Origin of the sequence: Desulfonatronovibrio magnus, from assembly GCF_000934755.1 — a bacterium.
Taxonomy (GTDB): domain Bacteria; phylum Desulfobacterota; class Desulfovibrionia; order Desulfovibrionales; family Desulfonatronovibrionaceae; genus Desulfonatronovibrio; species Desulfonatronovibrio magnus.
The window spans coordinates 14,889-29,991 of sequence record NZ_KN882175.1 but is presented as its reverse complement, the minus strand read 5'-3'; the positions used below and the strand labels follow the sequence as shown (position 1 = coordinate 29,991).

Below are 15,103 nucleotides of genomic sequence, written 5' to 3'. Positions count from 1 at the left end.
ATATGTGGATATAAAATGAATTCCGTGTTTCAGAGCTTTCTGATCACAGCGGCAACAACACCCCAGATGGCACATTCCATATGTTCGGTAATTTCAATGGGCTGATATTCCGGGTTATCCGCAATCAGAAAAACCCGATTACCCTTGTATCTTATCTTTTTAACCGTCAGCTCGTTATTGAGAATAGCGACTACTATTTTATTGTGAGCAGGATCAAGAGACCTGTCAATCAGTAATATGTCACCATTCAATATACCGGCTCCCTCCATGGAATCCCCTGCAACCCGAACAAAAAAGGATGCAGCTTTATTGCTGACCAGATAAGCATTGAGGTCCAGACTTTTGTCCATGTAGTCATCTGCCGGGGAGGGAAATCCGGCAGGGACATGCACCAGTAATTGTGGCAGGTCAAAAGCTTCTGAAAAATCATCAGTTGCAAACAGGTTGTGACAAGTGGCATTATTTTTCATATATAAAAATCAGCTGAGATCATCAATATTAATGGGGCGTCCACAGGAAGGACAACGCATTAGCTCTGTCATCCGGGCCATGGGTTTGAACAGATGATAGATCCCCCTGGATGTCACAATATAAGCCACATAAACCAAATGTCCGCATGTGCAAAATCTTTCCTGCATGGCATTTTCTCCTTCAAAAATGTATTAGGCGCTTAGTGGAAATTTCAAACAAACATGTTGGTTGTTAAAAATCCTTGCTTTCATGTTTGTGGGGACAGGCACCCCGGCACTTATTTTTTATTGAGCAAGAAACAAATTAGAAAAATAAATGCCGGGAGAGCCAGTCCCCGTGCTCAATCCGTCATTCATAGGTTTACCTGAAGCTGCCTTGAAGGGGCCACTTTTTTCGTGCAAGGTCGCGGAAAAAGCTTAGTAACTTACCCTTTCAATCCTGTAGAAAAAAACAAGAAATTCATTTAATCTTGAAAGAGCAATGATGCCCAAGATCCTTATTCTTCAGCCTTCAGCCTTCGACCTTCGACCTTCAGCCTTCAACCTGAAAAATAAGGTTATCGCCCAAACTTAACTATTCTTGTTTAAATTGGGTTGTGGGCACAGCCCGCATTAGATTAAACCTTTACATGTGGCACGGCTTCCTGCCCGGAGGCATACAGCCCGGAGGGGGACTGGCTCTTCCGGGTCTTGCTTGCCCAGAAAAGACTTATTCTTCATGCAAAATTATGCTCAAATGGGTTCCGGAGCACCTGTCCCTTTGATGTTTAAAAAAGCGTTAAACAGATAAGGTGTTTGATGACAATGTAAGTGTCAGCAAATATAAAGAGACAAATATTTACCCATGTAAAAACAGACGACGAAAAAAAGCATCAGAGTCTGCTATAGTGCAGCAGGCAATCAAAACCCAAGGCTGCTTGAGAGATTTTAATTAAGCGTGAACGTTGAAAAACAATCATTAACAAAAGTAAATGAGTTGTCAATAAAAAATCATCTCAAAAGACTGGTTGCAGGGAATTTTTTTTCTGGCTATATAGTAAACATATTGAGTAACAATCGCCTGCAGAGTATACTTATGTGAGTGGATATAATTTCCCTGACAAAATATAGTCAAACCAACATTTCAGGCGGGAGCATTAAGCGTTTCTGAAAAGTCAATTGGAGACAGTTCCGAAGCCAGGGACAGTCCCCCTCCGGGCTGTAATCCTCCGGGCAGGAAGCCGTTCCAAGCCGTCATAATCGGGTATTAACCCAAAGTAACTATATGTAACTTACCTCCTCAATTCTGTAACAAGAACCTTTTTATTGTCTTTATCTTTGAGTCCTTTGCGCCTTTGAGGTGCAAACTTTCTTGCTTTTTTATGACAGGGTTTCAGGAGTAAGTTACCAATGCGGGTTGTACCCGCAACCCAAAAAAAGATATTTTCACCGCCCGTTCGAAGACTCACTCAAGACGCAAAGGACGCAAAGAAAGAAGTTTTTTTCATTTGCCGGGGAACGGCAAATGAAAAGGCAGCCTTTTTGAAAACCGATGCCCAGTTTTCAAAAAATATCTTCCTTATTGTCTTTAACTTTGAGTCCTTTGCGCCTTTGAGGTGCAAATGTTCTTGTTTTTTTATGACAGGGTTTCAGGAGTAAGTTACTAATCACCAAACCACTGATTTGGAACTGACATGGAAAGTCTGGCTCCGGCTTTTATAGGAATGATCCAGAATGCAGCATTACTCGTAGCAACTGTATTACTTCTGGACACCTTTTCTCCAGGGTGGAAGGCAGAGGCCACCACAGCAAGAAAATACGTAACAGGATTGTTCCTTGGTCTGATCTGCATAGTGCTTATGATCACTTCCTGGGAGTTCATTCCCGGTCTTGTGTTTGATACCCGTTCCATCCTCATTGCTGTTTCCGGACTCTTTTTCGGAACAATTCCCACCCTCATAACCATGGCCATGGCAGCTGGGTATCGTCTTAGCATAGGCGGCCCTGGTGTATGGATGGGCTTGCTGGTCATTACATCTTCAGGGCTTATAGGTCTGGCATGGCGCAGATTCATTCATAAAGGCCTTCATGAACTTAGTTGGAAAAATCTATACATGTTGGGATTAACAGTACATGTAGTCATGGTTTTTTTTATGATAAGCCTGCCGAGAGAAATCCGGCCTGAAGTCTTTACAGGTCTGATTTTGCCTATTCTGCTGATTTACCCTGCAGGCACAGCTTTCCTGGGTCTGCTCATGGTCAAAAGACTGGCCAGGAACAAAAGCCAGGAAGATCTGCGCCAGAGTGAAACCAGGTTCAGAATGCTGGGAGAAGTAGCTCCAGTTGGTATTATCGTGCTTGATAAAGATGACAATTGCAAATACGTAAGCCCACAAATTGAGACTCTCTTTGGATACAAGCCTGAGGACATGAAAACCCTGGATGACTGGTGGCCCAATGCTTATCCTGACCCTGAGTTCAGAAAAAAAGTCTACAAATCCTGGAAAGATGCCGTTGGTGAAGCTTTGGCAGACCAGAAAGAAATTAGTCCGGTTGTTTTTCCAGTAGCCTGCAAAGACGGGAGAGTGGTTTATACGGAATTTCGTTTAAAAGCTGGAGGAGATATGCTGGTTGTCATCCTGACGGATGTAACAGAACGTCAAAGCGCTCTTCTGGCTCTGAAACAAAGCGAGGAAAAATACCGGGAGCTTTTTGAAGATGCTCCCATTGGAATATTTCAGACATATCCCAAAGGAAAATTTCTTTCAGTAAACCCTGAATTTGCCAGGCTGGCGGGCTACTCCAGTCCTGCTGAAATGCTTTCCCTGGTTGAAAGCATTTCTGATCAGCTTTATGTCAGAAAAGATGACCGGACAAGACTCATGGAGATCCTGAGTCAACAGGGGTATGTACTGAACTACGAGGTTCAATGGAAACGCCTCCAGGGTGATACTTTCTGGGTTTCGCTCAATGTGCGGGAAAAACAGGATCCAAACTTTGAAAAGATTTACAGCGGTTTTTTTGTCGATATCACTGATCGCAAAATTGCTGAACAGGAAAAGGAAAGACTGCACTCCCAGCTTCTGCAGGCCCAGAAAATGGAATCAGTAGGCATGCTGGCTGGAGGTATTGCCCACGATTTCAATAACCTCTTACATGCCATGGGCGGAAATCTTCAGCTTTTATCCACAGGCAAGAAAGCTGATCACCCTGACATAAAACGCATCAAAACTCTGCAAAAATCAGTGCAGCGAGCTTCAGGGATGGTCAAACAGCTTCTGCTGTTCAGCCGCAAGGCTGAAACTGAAAGGCAGGGCATGAACCTGGACCAGGAAATTCTCCACGCCATGAAAATCCTGGAAAGCACAATACCGAAAATGATCAGCCTGAATCTTTCTCTCAAAAGCACCAGGTTTATTAACGCAGACCCTACTCAAGTAGAGCAGGTGGTATACAACCTTGTCAGCAATGCGGCTGATGCCATGCCCCAGGGCGGTAAGCTGAGTATTGACACCAGCGATTTTAAAGTTGACGAACCTGGTCATTCCGGCCTTAAGCCCGGCTTGTATGTCCTGATGCAGGTCTCTGACTCCGGCATTGGAATCAATAAAGAGTCATTGGAACACATTTTTGATCCTTTTTTCACCACAAAGGAAGTTGGAAAGGGAACAGGCCTTGGCCTGGCTTCAGTGTATGGAATTGTCAAGGCGCATCACGGCCATATTTACTGCTACAGCGAGCCAGACCAGGGAACAACCTTTAAAATATTCTGGCCGACTACTGACCAGGTGAAGCATGAATTCATTGTCAGCAGCATTGAGTCCCCTGCTCGCGGCAACTCGGAAACAGTTCTGGTAGTTGATGATGATCCGGATATCAGGGAGGTTACCAGGGAAATGCTGGAAACCAATGGATATAATATTTTGACTGCAGACAGTGGTGAACAGGCTCTGAAAGTCTACTCCTCCCGGGGAAGCAGCATCGACCTGGTCATACTGGACTTGAATATGCCCGGCATTGGAGGACACAAGGCAATGGCTGAAATTCTTGAAATGGATCCAAAGGCCAGAATTCTTATTGCCAGCGGATACTCAACCGTTGGCATGGCCAGTGAAAGCATAAAGTCCGGAGCTGCGGGTTTCCTGGGTAAACCTTTTCAGATGGATGAAATTCTCTCCAGGATAAGAAGTATTCTTGATGCTCCCCCTCAGGCAAAGAGCGATAAGTTTTAAGCGTCTCACCCAGTCAGACCGTAACCGAACCTGCGAGTAACTTATACCTCTCGTTCCCAGGCTCCAGCCTGGGGACGTTTTTCTCTTGCGGCTCCAGCCGCTTCTTCAAAATGTGGCTGGAGCCACAAAAAAGTGGTATTCCCAGGCTGGAGCCTGGGAACAAGAAAAACAGCCTCAGCACGAGATTGCTTCGCTTCGCTCGCAACAAGGATTGCCGCGCTCGAGGACTCGCTCGCAATGACACCTGAGTTGTCAGGGATGCAGTTGCTGAAAACCTGTCACCCACGAGCGAGCCTAAGCGACCGAAGCAATCTGTATGGTAAGACCTTAATGCTCTGAATTTATTACATATACGATTGTAGTTACTTGTAAGCTCCTCACCCGGGCGGCCCTGGACCGAACCTGCGAGTAACTTTACGAGTCTGTCACTTTTCTGAAAATTTGGACAGTCCCCGCGAGGTACTATAAAAAAGATTGATGCTGCATTGGTTCCTGGAAAAATTTGCTTAAATGAAAAAATTTACACAGCGAGGGACAGTCCCTGTGCCTGGCGCAAAGCTCCCATCTTTGACGAAACTTTTCTGGCAAATGTGCATCAATCATAAGCAAAAATCGAGAAAATGTGAAAACTGTAAGCATCTGATTTTATTGGCAATACAATTCCAGTTACTTGTAAGCTCCTCATCCGGGGACCGGGACCGAACCTGCGAGTAACTTTACGGGTCTGTCACTTTTCTGAAAATTGGGACAGTCCCCGCGAGGTACTATAAAAAAGATTGATGCTGCATTGGTTCCTGGAAAAATTTGCTTAAATGAAAAAATTTACACAGCGAGGGACAGTCCCTGTGCCTGGCGCAAAGCTCCCATCTTTGACGAAACTTTTCTGGCAAATGTGCATCAATCATAAGCAAAAATCGAGAAAATGTGAAAACTGTAAGTATCTGATTTTATTGGCAATACAATTCCAGTTACTTAGAAGCTCTTCACCCGGGCGGCCCGGGACCGAACCTGCGAGTAACTTTACGAATCTGTCACTTTTCTGAAAATTGGGACAGTCCCCGCGAGGTGCTATAAAAAAGATTGATACTGCATTGGTTCCTGGAAGAAATTTGCTTCAATGGAAAAATTTACACAGCGAGGGACAGTCCCCCTCCGGGCTGTAAGCCTCCGGGCAGGAAGCTGTGCCAGGCGCAAATCTCCCATCTTTGACGGAATTTGTCTCGTAATTGAGAATCAATAATCAGCAATCAGCAAAAATCGTAAAAATGTTCAAGTTATAACTGTCTGTTTTTGCTATAAATTTAATTTAAGTAGCTTATATGAAATATTTTTTGACACAGCAATACCTTAGATTTGACTTAAATCAAATTGTTTTGCTAAAAAGCTTTTTAAAAGGCAGTTGTTCATCCTGCATCAGTTGATTCAGCAGCTTTTTAATACCTAACATTTTTTGCAATTTTTTTCCGAACATAATCTTAATAAGGCAACAAGACATGTATTATATCAGAAAATCCAAACTTTTTTTGTTTCTTGCTGCTGTAGCAATTATTTTTCTGCTATCCTGTCAGCCTGACCGAAAAAATGAGAAAACCGAGCCCATTAGCATAACATTGGCTGCTTCCACTTATATTGGCAGCGCTCCAATTTTCGTGGCTAAAGAAAAAGGTTTTTTCCTGGATCAGGGTTTAGCTGTGACCCTGATTGTCAATGATGCAGGGGTTGAATCTCTGACAGATCTCAAAGAGTCAAGAGCCCATATGGCCATGGTGGCAGAACTGCCCATTGTTTACTCCTACTTTGATAAATATAAATATACTGATGAAAAGTGGGAAGATCTGGTCATTATAGCGGACATGGTCCTTTCCAATAATATTTCCCGTATCCTGACCCGCAGGGACCGGGGCATAGAAAAACCTGAGGATCTTCGCGGAAAAACCATTGCCGTGCCAAAAGGGACCAGCATTGATTATCTCCTGGACCTTTTTCTGCTGACTCATGGTATTGAGCGCTCTGAAATCATTATTATAGACAAGGATGTTAGATCGCAGGTTGAGGCCATTGTCTACGGGGACGTAGATGCCATCTTTTCATGGCAACCCCATATTGCACAGGCAATTGAACTTCTTGACAGTGAAGCATACCTGATGCCGCTGAATCTCTTTTACCATAATGCCTGGCTGGCAGTAACCCTCAGAGAGTTCGCCCTTGCCAATGCCCATGTCCTGGAAAGTTTTCTCAAGGCACTGCTTCAGGCTGAGCAGTTCATGAGTCGATACCCTGCCCAGGCCATATCTATTCATGCCCAGTATTCAAATCTCAGCCCTGATGTCATTGCCCACTCATGGAAAGACATCCTTTTTGAAGTAAATTTGGGAGAGGCCCTGTTGACTACCATGGAAGATGAGGCACGCTGGGTAATGGGGCGCCATGAGTCAGCCCGTTTAAACCTCCCGGATTTTTTAAGCCTGATACACTTTGAACCAATGCTTAAGGTTAAGCCTCACGGAGTCACCATCATTCAATGACCATTAGAGCCAAGCTGATATTCCTGTCAGTTTTTTTATCAATAATTATTTTTGCGGTCATTGCAGCCAATCTTTATTTTTCCAGGGCAGTAACCCAGGAGATAAAAAAAGATGCAATGGCCCAGGAACTGGCAAGATCTATTGCTGAACTCTCCCTCCTGACCGAATCATATATTTCCCACCAGGAAGCACGCAAGGAAATACAGTGGCTGTCCAGAGCTGAGCGGATTAAAGATGCCATGAACAGGCCCGATATTCCTGATGATATCACTTCTATGCTTCTGGTATTTGATTCGCTTACCAGAGCTTTTGCAATCCTGCGGGAAAATCATCACCAAATTTCAGAACTTATGATTACTGATAATAATGATGAGGAAATAAGGAGGCTGCAGGAAGTTGCTGAACGTATAAGCTCCCGCATGCGCATGGACACACAGAATCTGCTCTCCAGGATGTTTGTGGTGGCCAGCCAGGCACAGGAAAAATCAGTCCTGCTGCAGCAGCGTAACTTCAGGATCGTAGCTGGTCTTGGGATTTTTCTGTTTGTTGCCTCTCTTTTCCTCCTGATAATTTTAGGACTGAATATTTCTCAAGGCATAAATGCTCTGGTAGCAGGTACAGATCGGATGGGGCAAGGAAAGCTTGACTACCGGATACCCAATAAGCGCAGAGACGAACTTGGAAAACTTGCAAAATCCTTTAACTATATGGCGCAGAGTATTCAAAATCTTGTTAATAATGAACGTGCGTCTTCAAAACAGCTGAGCTTAGAAATTTCTGAAAAAGAATTAATTCAAAGTATTTTAAAGGAAAGTGAAAAACGTTATCGTTCCCTTGTAGAGCTGGCTCCTGAGGCCATAATAGTGCAGTCTCAGGGAAAAATTGTTTACATGAACCCAGCAGGTCTAAGGCTGCTGGGCTATGACAACCTTGAACAGGTCAAAGGCAGGGAATTGCTTGATTTTATTCATCCCGAAGACCGGCCTGGGGTTATAGAAAGACTTAAAGAGCTGTCTGCAGGTCAGGAAAGAGTGCCCCCGAGAGAACAGCGCATGCTCAGAGTAGATGGACAATCCGTGGATGTTGAAGTTTCAGCAGGTTCCATCACTTATGGAGGTAAGCCGGCAGCTCAGGCTTTTGTAAGGGATATTACCGAGATGATCCAGCATCGCCGGTACATTACAGAATTAAACTTAAGGCTTGAGGATAAAGTAAGAGAACGTACTGCCCAATTGGAGGAAGCCAATAAGGAACTGGAATCCTTCAGCTACTCCGTATCCCATGATCTTCGTTCCCCCTTGCGGGCCATCAATGGATTCACCAGGATCCTGGTGGAGGATTATGGCTCATCTTTAGATGATGAGGGCCGCAGGATATGTAAGGTGATCACTGATAATGCAGTCAAAATGGGCCAGTTGATTGATGATATCCTCAAGTTTTCCCGCCTGAGCCGAACTTCAATGAGCCTGTCTGATGTTAACATGCAGGACCTGACAGAATCAGTGTATAAAGAGCTGGTTACAGGATATGCTCCGGATATAATTGATTTTCAGGTTGATCCCCTGCCCATGGCATATGGTGATCCGGCCCTTTTGCGTCAGGTTTGGAAAAATCTTTTGTCAAATGCCCTAAAATATACATCCAAAAAGGATAATCCTGAAATAAGAGTTCGGGCTTGGGAAGATGATCAGGAAGTTGTTTATCAGGTTATTGATAATGGGTCAGGATTTGATGAAGCCTATGCCGATAAACTTTTCGGGGTTTTTCAACGCCTGCATACAGAAGCGGAATTTCCCGGAACCGGCGTGGGTCTGGCCATTGTGCAGAGAATAGTGAACCGTCATAATGGAAGAGTCTGGGCCGAAGGTGTTGTTGATAAGGGTGCAAAATTTAATTTTTCTTTACCTTTAAAGAAGGAGTGAAAATGGATTATTCTCAGGCTGTTGATATTTTGCTGGTGGAAGACAATCCTCAGGATGCTGAATTGACTATAAGGGCTTTTAGAAAAAGAAACCTTGCCAACAGCCTCTATCATGTTGAAGACGGAGCAAAGGCTCTTGATTATATCTTTTGCAGAGGAGATTACTCCGAAAGGATCTGCAAGCATAAACCCAAGGTTATTCTACTGGATCTCAAGCTGCCCAAAATTGATGGACTGGAAGTTCTGCAGGCCGTAAAAAGCAATGAAGATACCAGGATAATACCAGTAGTTATTGTAACTTCTTCCAATGAAGATCCTGATATTGAAAGGGCCTACGCCCTGGGTGCCAACAGCTATGTTGTCAAACCCGTCAATTTTGATGATTTTTTTGAGGCCATGAACAGAATAGGATATTACTGGCTGATGCTCAACCGGCACCCAGAAACATCAGGGACTGTATCAGTCGGATAGACTGGAGAAACTTATGAAAAATACACGTGTACTTGTCCTTGAAGACAACCCTTTTGACGCTGAAATTATTGAGCGTGAAGTCAGAAAGTCGCTTTCTGAACCTGATTTTTGCCGGGTTGATAACCGAAATGCTTATATTAAGGCTTTGACTGAATACGAACCGGATATAGTGCTTTCGGATTATAATCTGCCAGGCTTTGACGGCATGAAGGCCCTTGAAATTTTATGCAGCAATTTTCCTGATATTCCATTCATCCTTGTAACCGGAGCTCTGGACGAAGAAACAGCTGTAGAATGCATGAAAGCAGGAGCCTGGGACTATATTCTTAAAGAACGTATTCTCAGGCTTGGACCTGCTGTAATTTCGGCTCTCAAGCAAAGTCAGGAGAGAATTAAATTGAGGGAGGCGGACAAGGCTTTGAGAGCCAGTGAAAAAAGATTTCGACTTCTGGCCCAGAAAGCCCCAGATGGCATTTATATTCAGACAAACAAGAGATTTGCCTTTCTGAATCCTGCTGCTCTTGAACTTCTGGGAGCTGATAATGAAGATCAGCTCCTTGGCAGACCTGTACTGGACAGAGTTCATCCTGATTTTCATGACATGGTGGAAAAGAGATTTCATACTCTTAATGTTGAACGTCAGGAAGTTTACAGAGCTGAACAAATTATGCTCAAAATTGACGGAAGCTCTTTTGACGTTGAGCTGTCAGCAGTACCATTTGAATATGATGGTGAAAAGGGAGCTCTGGTTTTTTTCCAGGATATTTCACAGCGCAAGAAGGATCAAAAGGCTCTGCTTAAGGCTAAGAATGAGGCTGAAGCAGCCAGCCAGGCCAAGGGCAGGTTTCTGGACAACATGAGTCATGAAATCAGAACTCCCATCAACGGAATGATGGGCATGCTGCAGCTTCTGCAAATGGGCAATCTGGATGAAGATCAGAGGGAATACATTGAGCTTGGAATCCAGTCATGTACCAGACTGACCAGGCTTTTGGGCGATATCATGGATGTCTGTCGTATTGGAGCCAGCAGGCTGTCTGTTCATCCAGTCAAATTCAAACTGCATGAGGTGCTGGAAAATACCTGCCAGCTGTTTGAATTTTCAGCAAGACAGAAGGGAATATCACTGACCTGGAGCTTGGATGACAATATCCCTGAGCACATCATAGGTGATCCGATTAGACTGCAGCAGATTTTGTCGAATCTTGTGGACAATGCCCTTAAATTCTCCAGCAAAGGAACAGTCAAGGTGCAGGCATGGGCCATTCCTGCTAAGAGTGACCAAAAGATCAGGGTTTTATTCATAATTTCAGATACTGGCATTGGAATGGACCCCGAGCACTTGTCCCGACTTTTCAAGCCCTTCACCATGGTCGATGACTCCCTGACTCGCAAGCACCAGGGAGCAGGCTTAGGCCTGTCCATAGTCAAATCTCTTGCAGGCCTGATGAGTGGGAGTATTGCTGTAGACAGCGAACCTGGATGCGGGACTGATATTTACTTCAATCCTGTATTTGAAAGACATGATGCCCAAGATCAAAAGGCTGAGCCTTGTGCAACTCAGAAAATTGAGGAGTCTCATGCAGAAAAACGTGTTCTGGTTGTTGATGATGAACCAATCAACCGGATCATGATGGCTCATATGCTTGGCAGGCTTGGTTATAATGCTGATGAGGCCAGCGATGGCAAGCCTGCTCTGGAACTTATTCTCAATAATACTTATGATGCCATTTTTATGGATATTCAAATGCCGGACATGGACGGCATTGAAGCAACCAGGGTAATCCGCAATGATCCAAAATTTAAAGATAAATCAACTACACCCATTATTGCCTTTACTGCCCACGCTCTGGCCGGAGATCGGGAAAGATTTTTAAACGAAGGTATGGATGACTATATTCCCAAGCCTGTGGATAAAGATAAGCTGGTTGAGGCTCTGAACAGACTCCTCAGTTGCATTTAAAATATCGTAGCCCCGGATCCCGGATCAAGGTCCGGGACAGGCTTTGATCCGGTGGCCAGTTTTTTGTAGTTACTTGCAATCTCCTCACCCCGCTGGTTCGGAATCGAACCTGCGAGGATGTTAAATCGCAGGTTGATTAATTCAATCGCTTGGTCAGGTCTGCCCCCATGACGATCAATCTGATTCCTGATTCCTGACTCTTTCCCCAAAAACAAATCAGACTGGACTTTCATCAGGACATGTAATATAGAAATTGAAACAGGGGTTACGATAACCCTGGTTTCGATGATTCTGGATACATGAATTGCAATACCGGAGTGTGCCCATGCGTTTTTATGACAGGGAAGCTGAGCTGAAGATCCTGCAGGATATGCGTTTACAGTCAAGACAAAAAGCCAGAATGACCTTTATTGTCGGAAGAAGAAGAGTTGGTAAAACCAGATTAATCAAAGAGGCATTTTCTTCTGATAATCTTGTATATTTTTTTGTAGCCAAAAAAAATGAAAACTTACTTTGTGAAGAGTACTGCAGTATTATTCAGGAATCCCTGGGAGCTAAAATCATAGGCCAGATTTCAAGCTTTTCCCAGATATTTGAGTATCTGCTTGAGTACTCCTGCAATCATCCATTTACCCTTGCAATAGATGAATTCCAGGAGTTTGTTACGGTCAATCCTGCTGTATATTCTGAAATACAGCACCTCTGGGATACATACAAAGAACGTTCAAAAATGAACCTTGTGCTTTGTGGTTCTGTATATTCTTTAATGAAAAAAATCTTTGAAAACAGCAAAGAGCCTCTTTATGGCCGGGCAGACAGGAAAATAGTGCTTAAACCTCTTGGCACAAACATTCTCAAGCAGATAATGAGTGATTACCATCCGGATTATTCAAACAGGGATTTGCTGTGTTTTTTTATGCTTACTGGAGGAATTGCCAGATACATTGAGCTGCTGGTTGAACAAAATGCCCTGAGCCTGGACAGCATGATCCGGGCTGTGCTTGATGAGCATTCTTTTTTTCTCTATGAGGGCCGCGATGTATTGATTGATGAATTTGGAAAGGATCATGCAACCTATTTTTCAATTTTATCCCTTATTGCCGGTTCAAGAACAGCCAGACCTGAAATGGAAAGTCTTCTTGGGAAAAATATCGGCGGCCACTTGGAACGAATGGAAAAAGACTATGGAATCATCCACAAGGTCAGACCGCTTTTCGCCAAACCAGGAAGTAGAAATCAGAAGTATGCCATAGATGATAACTTTCTTAACTTCTGGTTTCGCTTCATTTTCAAAAACCTGAGTGCCGTAGAGATGGGCAACATGGACTATGTATTCAATGTAGTACAGCGTGACTTGGACACCTTCAGCGGGGCATTCCTGGAAAAGTACTTTATTCAAGAGATGAAACTGTCTGGAAAATTCAACCGCATTGGACCTTCATGGGAGCGCAAGAATAAAAATGAGATCGATATCGTGGCGGTCAATGATATGGACAAAAAACTGGTCATGGCTGAAGTAAAACTAAACAAAAAACATATTAATCTTAATGTTCTTCGCAGAAAAGCTGTCAACATTCTGGCTTCGCATCAGCAATACACTGCTGAATTCATAGGCCTTTCTCTAAGTGATATGTCCCCAGCGCCATGACTTTTGTCCCGGAAAGTGGAGATTCAGCACGGTTTTGCGAATTATATCCAACAGAATTAATATTGAAAAATTGAGGAAAGTACCAAATACGGCAGTCAAGCCTTGAATGCTCCCCTTCATGATCACAAAGTTGCCCGCCATCACTAAGATAGCCTGCCTGGTGCGCTACATCCTATGCAAATATATTGACTTTATTTCTTACAAGTAACTAGAATCGTTTTTCTAATAAAATCAGTTGGTTACAGTTTTCACATTTTTACGATTTCTGCTTATGATTCATGCACATTTGCCTGAAAAGTTCCGTCAAAGATGGGAACTTTGCGCCTGGCACAGGGACTGTCCCTCGCTGTGTAAATTTTTTCATTTAAGCAAATCTCTTCCAGGAACCAATGCAGTATCAATCTTTTTTATAGTACCTCGCGGGGACTGTCCCAGTTTTCAGAAAAGTGACAGAGTCTTAAAGTTACTCACAGGTGCGGTCCCGGTCCGCCCGGGTGAAGAGCTTACAACCAAGAACGAAAAAACCAGGGACCTTGAACTCTCAAGTTAATTACCTGAAGCATGGATGTCCGCCCACGGATGAAGGCGCAGCATTCCTATTTCCTGAAAAATTTCCATCAACAGGATGGCTCCTGCAAAAACTAAGGCCAGACTGCATATAATGCGCATTTTGGTAGAATGGGCTTTATCTAAGATGACTATGAGTGTAGGAAGGATGCCGAATAAAATTACAATGCCGACGCCTCCAACAATGTCCAGAGCTTTGAGAAAGATATCAGGATAGACAAGCGCAGTTAGAAGAGGGGGGGTAAAGGTGGCAAAGATAACCATAACCCGGTTGTTTATTCCAAAGGTGTTATAGAGAAGATCACGGAGAAATCCCTGTAAACCCAGACCATTGGCAAGAAATGATGTGGAAATGGCCACCAGGGCAAAAACAGATCCCATTATTATAAATACAGGATTTGCAATAATGACTCCCATGGGAATTGTAGCCGGAGTATTGGTGTGCCAGGCAGCAAGAATACTGTTTTCGCCAGTCAGGGGTACCACTCCGATGCCCACCAGAACCCACAGGGAATTCATGATAAAGGCCATAAACATTCCCAGCAATACTGCCTTTTTAAAAGCCTTCATATCCCAGTTCAGCTGAGTGCTGACCGTGGGGATTATGTTATGGAAATGAAATGCCGTAACAATGATGGGCAGGGTGGCTGGTAAAAAAAACCAGTCTGAATAATTAGCCCTTGATAATTCTACGTGTCCGGAACTTAAGGCCACCAGCAGAATAAACGTTCCAGCAAGAAAAATCACCAGAAAAGTATTCAGGCGCTGAATAATGGATAAGTTTATGCATGTCAGCACGATCAGGGGCATGGCAAAAAACAGGGTAACCAGCGTTGCCTGACCCTCAATTCCTGCCAGACTGGCTACAATCTTAGCTCCTCCAGTAAAATATGCGGTTAGCAGTCCATAAAGGATTATCATATTGGCAATGATGGCTGCCCATTTGCCGAATCTGCCCAGAAAAGTTTCATACAGGGAAGGGTAGTCAAAAGTCTCGTTTCGGCCTTTGGCTGACTGCTCTCCAAGGATTACAGCGGTTAAAAACATCATTGCCCCGCCTGCAATCATGGCCAGCATTGATGGACCAAGACCTGCAAGTCCTGTATTTATTGGCAGACCAAGAATCCCAGCCCCCACCAGATTGCCTGCAATTAGAGCTGAGCAGGCAATAATGAGCCCAGTGCCCGGCGATACCTGTTTGTTTTGACTATGCATTTTGTTATTCCTTATAATTTTATAAGTAACTTCAAAAAAACTGGACCCCGGATCAAAGCCTGTCCCGGACCTTGATCCGGGATCCGGGGTGACGGTTAAAGCAAAGTGAAGC

General features: G+C 44.0%; 9 protein-coding genes. 6 read left to right on the top strand and 3 right to left on the bottom strand.

The genetic code is table 11. From position 1 onward, the window contains the following. Positions 1–29: 29 nt before the first annotated feature. Both LZ23_RS12125 and LZ23_RS24700 read right to left on the bottom strand, forming a co-directional pair. Positions 30–470 carry a LexA family protein gene (locus LZ23_RS12125; RefSeq protein WP_052507344.1) on the bottom strand — a complete coding sequence of 147 codons (441 nt, stop codon included), beginning with the start codon at positions 468–470 and terminating at the stop codon, positions 30–32. Positions 471–479: 9 nt separating this feature from the next. Then, entirely contained in the window at positions 480–638 is a 159-nt protein-coding gene (locus LZ23_RS24700; RefSeq protein ID WP_198145988.1) for a hypothetical protein, read from the bottom strand. Between the two features lie 1,505 nt (positions 639–2,143). Here LZ23_RS24700 and LZ23_RS12115 point away from each other — a divergent pair. The 6 genes from LZ23_RS12115 (at position 2,144) to LZ23_RS12085 (ending at position 13,209) form a co-directional block, all read left to right on the top strand. Next, positions 2,144–4,681 (top strand): PAS domain S-box protein, encoded by a 2,538-nt coding sequence (locus tag LZ23_RS12115; RefSeq protein ID WP_045214571.1) that lies wholly within the window; start codon positions 2,144–2,146, stop codon positions 4,679–4,681. Positions 4,682–6,174: 1,493 nt separating this feature from the next. Then, entirely contained in the window at positions 6,175–7,206 is a 1,032-nt protein-coding gene (locus LZ23_RS12110) for an ABC transporter substrate-binding protein (RefSeq protein ID WP_045214569.1), read from the top strand. Then, a complete protein-coding gene (locus tag LZ23_RS25375; RefSeq protein ID WP_052507343.1) occupies positions 7,203–9,128 on the top strand; it encodes an ATP-binding protein in 1,926 nt (641 codons plus the stop codon). Before LZ23_RS12110 ends, LZ23_RS25375 begins: the two co-directional genes overlap by 4 nt. Before the next feature lie 2 nt (positions 9,129–9,130). Continuing rightward, the gene (locus LZ23_RS12100) at positions 9,131–9,598 is read left to right on the top strand and encodes a response regulator (RefSeq protein ID WP_045214568.1); all 468 of its coding nucleotides are present in this window, start codon (positions 9,131–9,133) and stop codon (positions 9,596–9,598) included. A 13-nt stretch (positions 9,599–9,611) separates the two neighbouring features. Next, entirely contained in the window at positions 9,612–11,561 is a 1,950-nt protein-coding gene (locus tag LZ23_RS12095; protein WP_052507342.1) for a response regulator, read from the top strand. Positions 11,562–11,886: 325 nt separating this feature from the next. Next, entirely contained in the window at positions 11,887–13,209 is a 1,323-nt protein-coding gene (locus LZ23_RS12085; protein ID WP_045214565.1) for an ATP-binding protein, read from the top strand. A 546-nt stretch (positions 13,210–13,755) separates the two neighbouring features. On the opposite strand, the gene LZ23_RS12075 is transcribed toward LZ23_RS12085, so the two are convergent. Further along, a complete protein-coding gene (locus tag LZ23_RS12075; protein ID WP_045214561.1) occupies positions 13,756–14,991 on the bottom strand; it encodes an aromatic amino acid transport family protein in 1,236 nt (411 codons plus the stop codon). Between the last annotated feature and the right edge of the window lie 112 nt (positions 14,992–15,103).

Coding starts and splice junctions, on each gene's coding strand:
- LZ23_RS12100 (WP_045214568.1), top strand. CDS start 9,131: ATGGATTATTCTCAGGCTGTTGATATTTTGCTGGTGGAAGACAATCCT.
- LZ23_RS12125 (WP_052507344.1), bottom strand. CDS start 470: ATGAAAAATAATGCCACTTGTCACAACCTGTTTGCAACTGATGATTTT.
- LZ23_RS12075 (WP_045214561.1), bottom strand. CDS start 14,991: ATGCATAGTCAAAACAAACAGGTATCGCCGGGCACTGGGCTCATTATT.
- LZ23_RS24700 (WP_198145988.1), bottom strand. CDS start 638: ATGCAGGAAAGATTTTGCACATGCGGACATTTGGTTTATGTGGCTTAT.
- LZ23_RS12115 (WP_045214571.1), top strand. CDS start 2,144: ATGGAAAGTCTGGCTCCGGCTTTTATAGGAATGATCCAGAATGCAGCA.
- LZ23_RS25375 (WP_052507343.1), top strand. CDS start 7,203: ATGACCATTAGAGCCAAGCTGATATTCCTGTCAGTTTTTTTATCAATA.
- LZ23_RS12095 (WP_052507342.1), top strand. CDS start 9,612: ATGAAAAATACACGTGTACTTGTCCTTGAAGACAACCCTTTTGACGCT.
- LZ23_RS12110 (WP_045214569.1), top strand. CDS start 6,175: ATGTATTATATCAGAAAATCCAAACTTTTTTTGTTTCTTGCTGCTGTA.
- LZ23_RS12085 (WP_045214565.1), top strand. CDS start 11,887: ATGCGTTTTTATGACAGGGAAGCTGAGCTGAAGATCCTGCAGGATATG.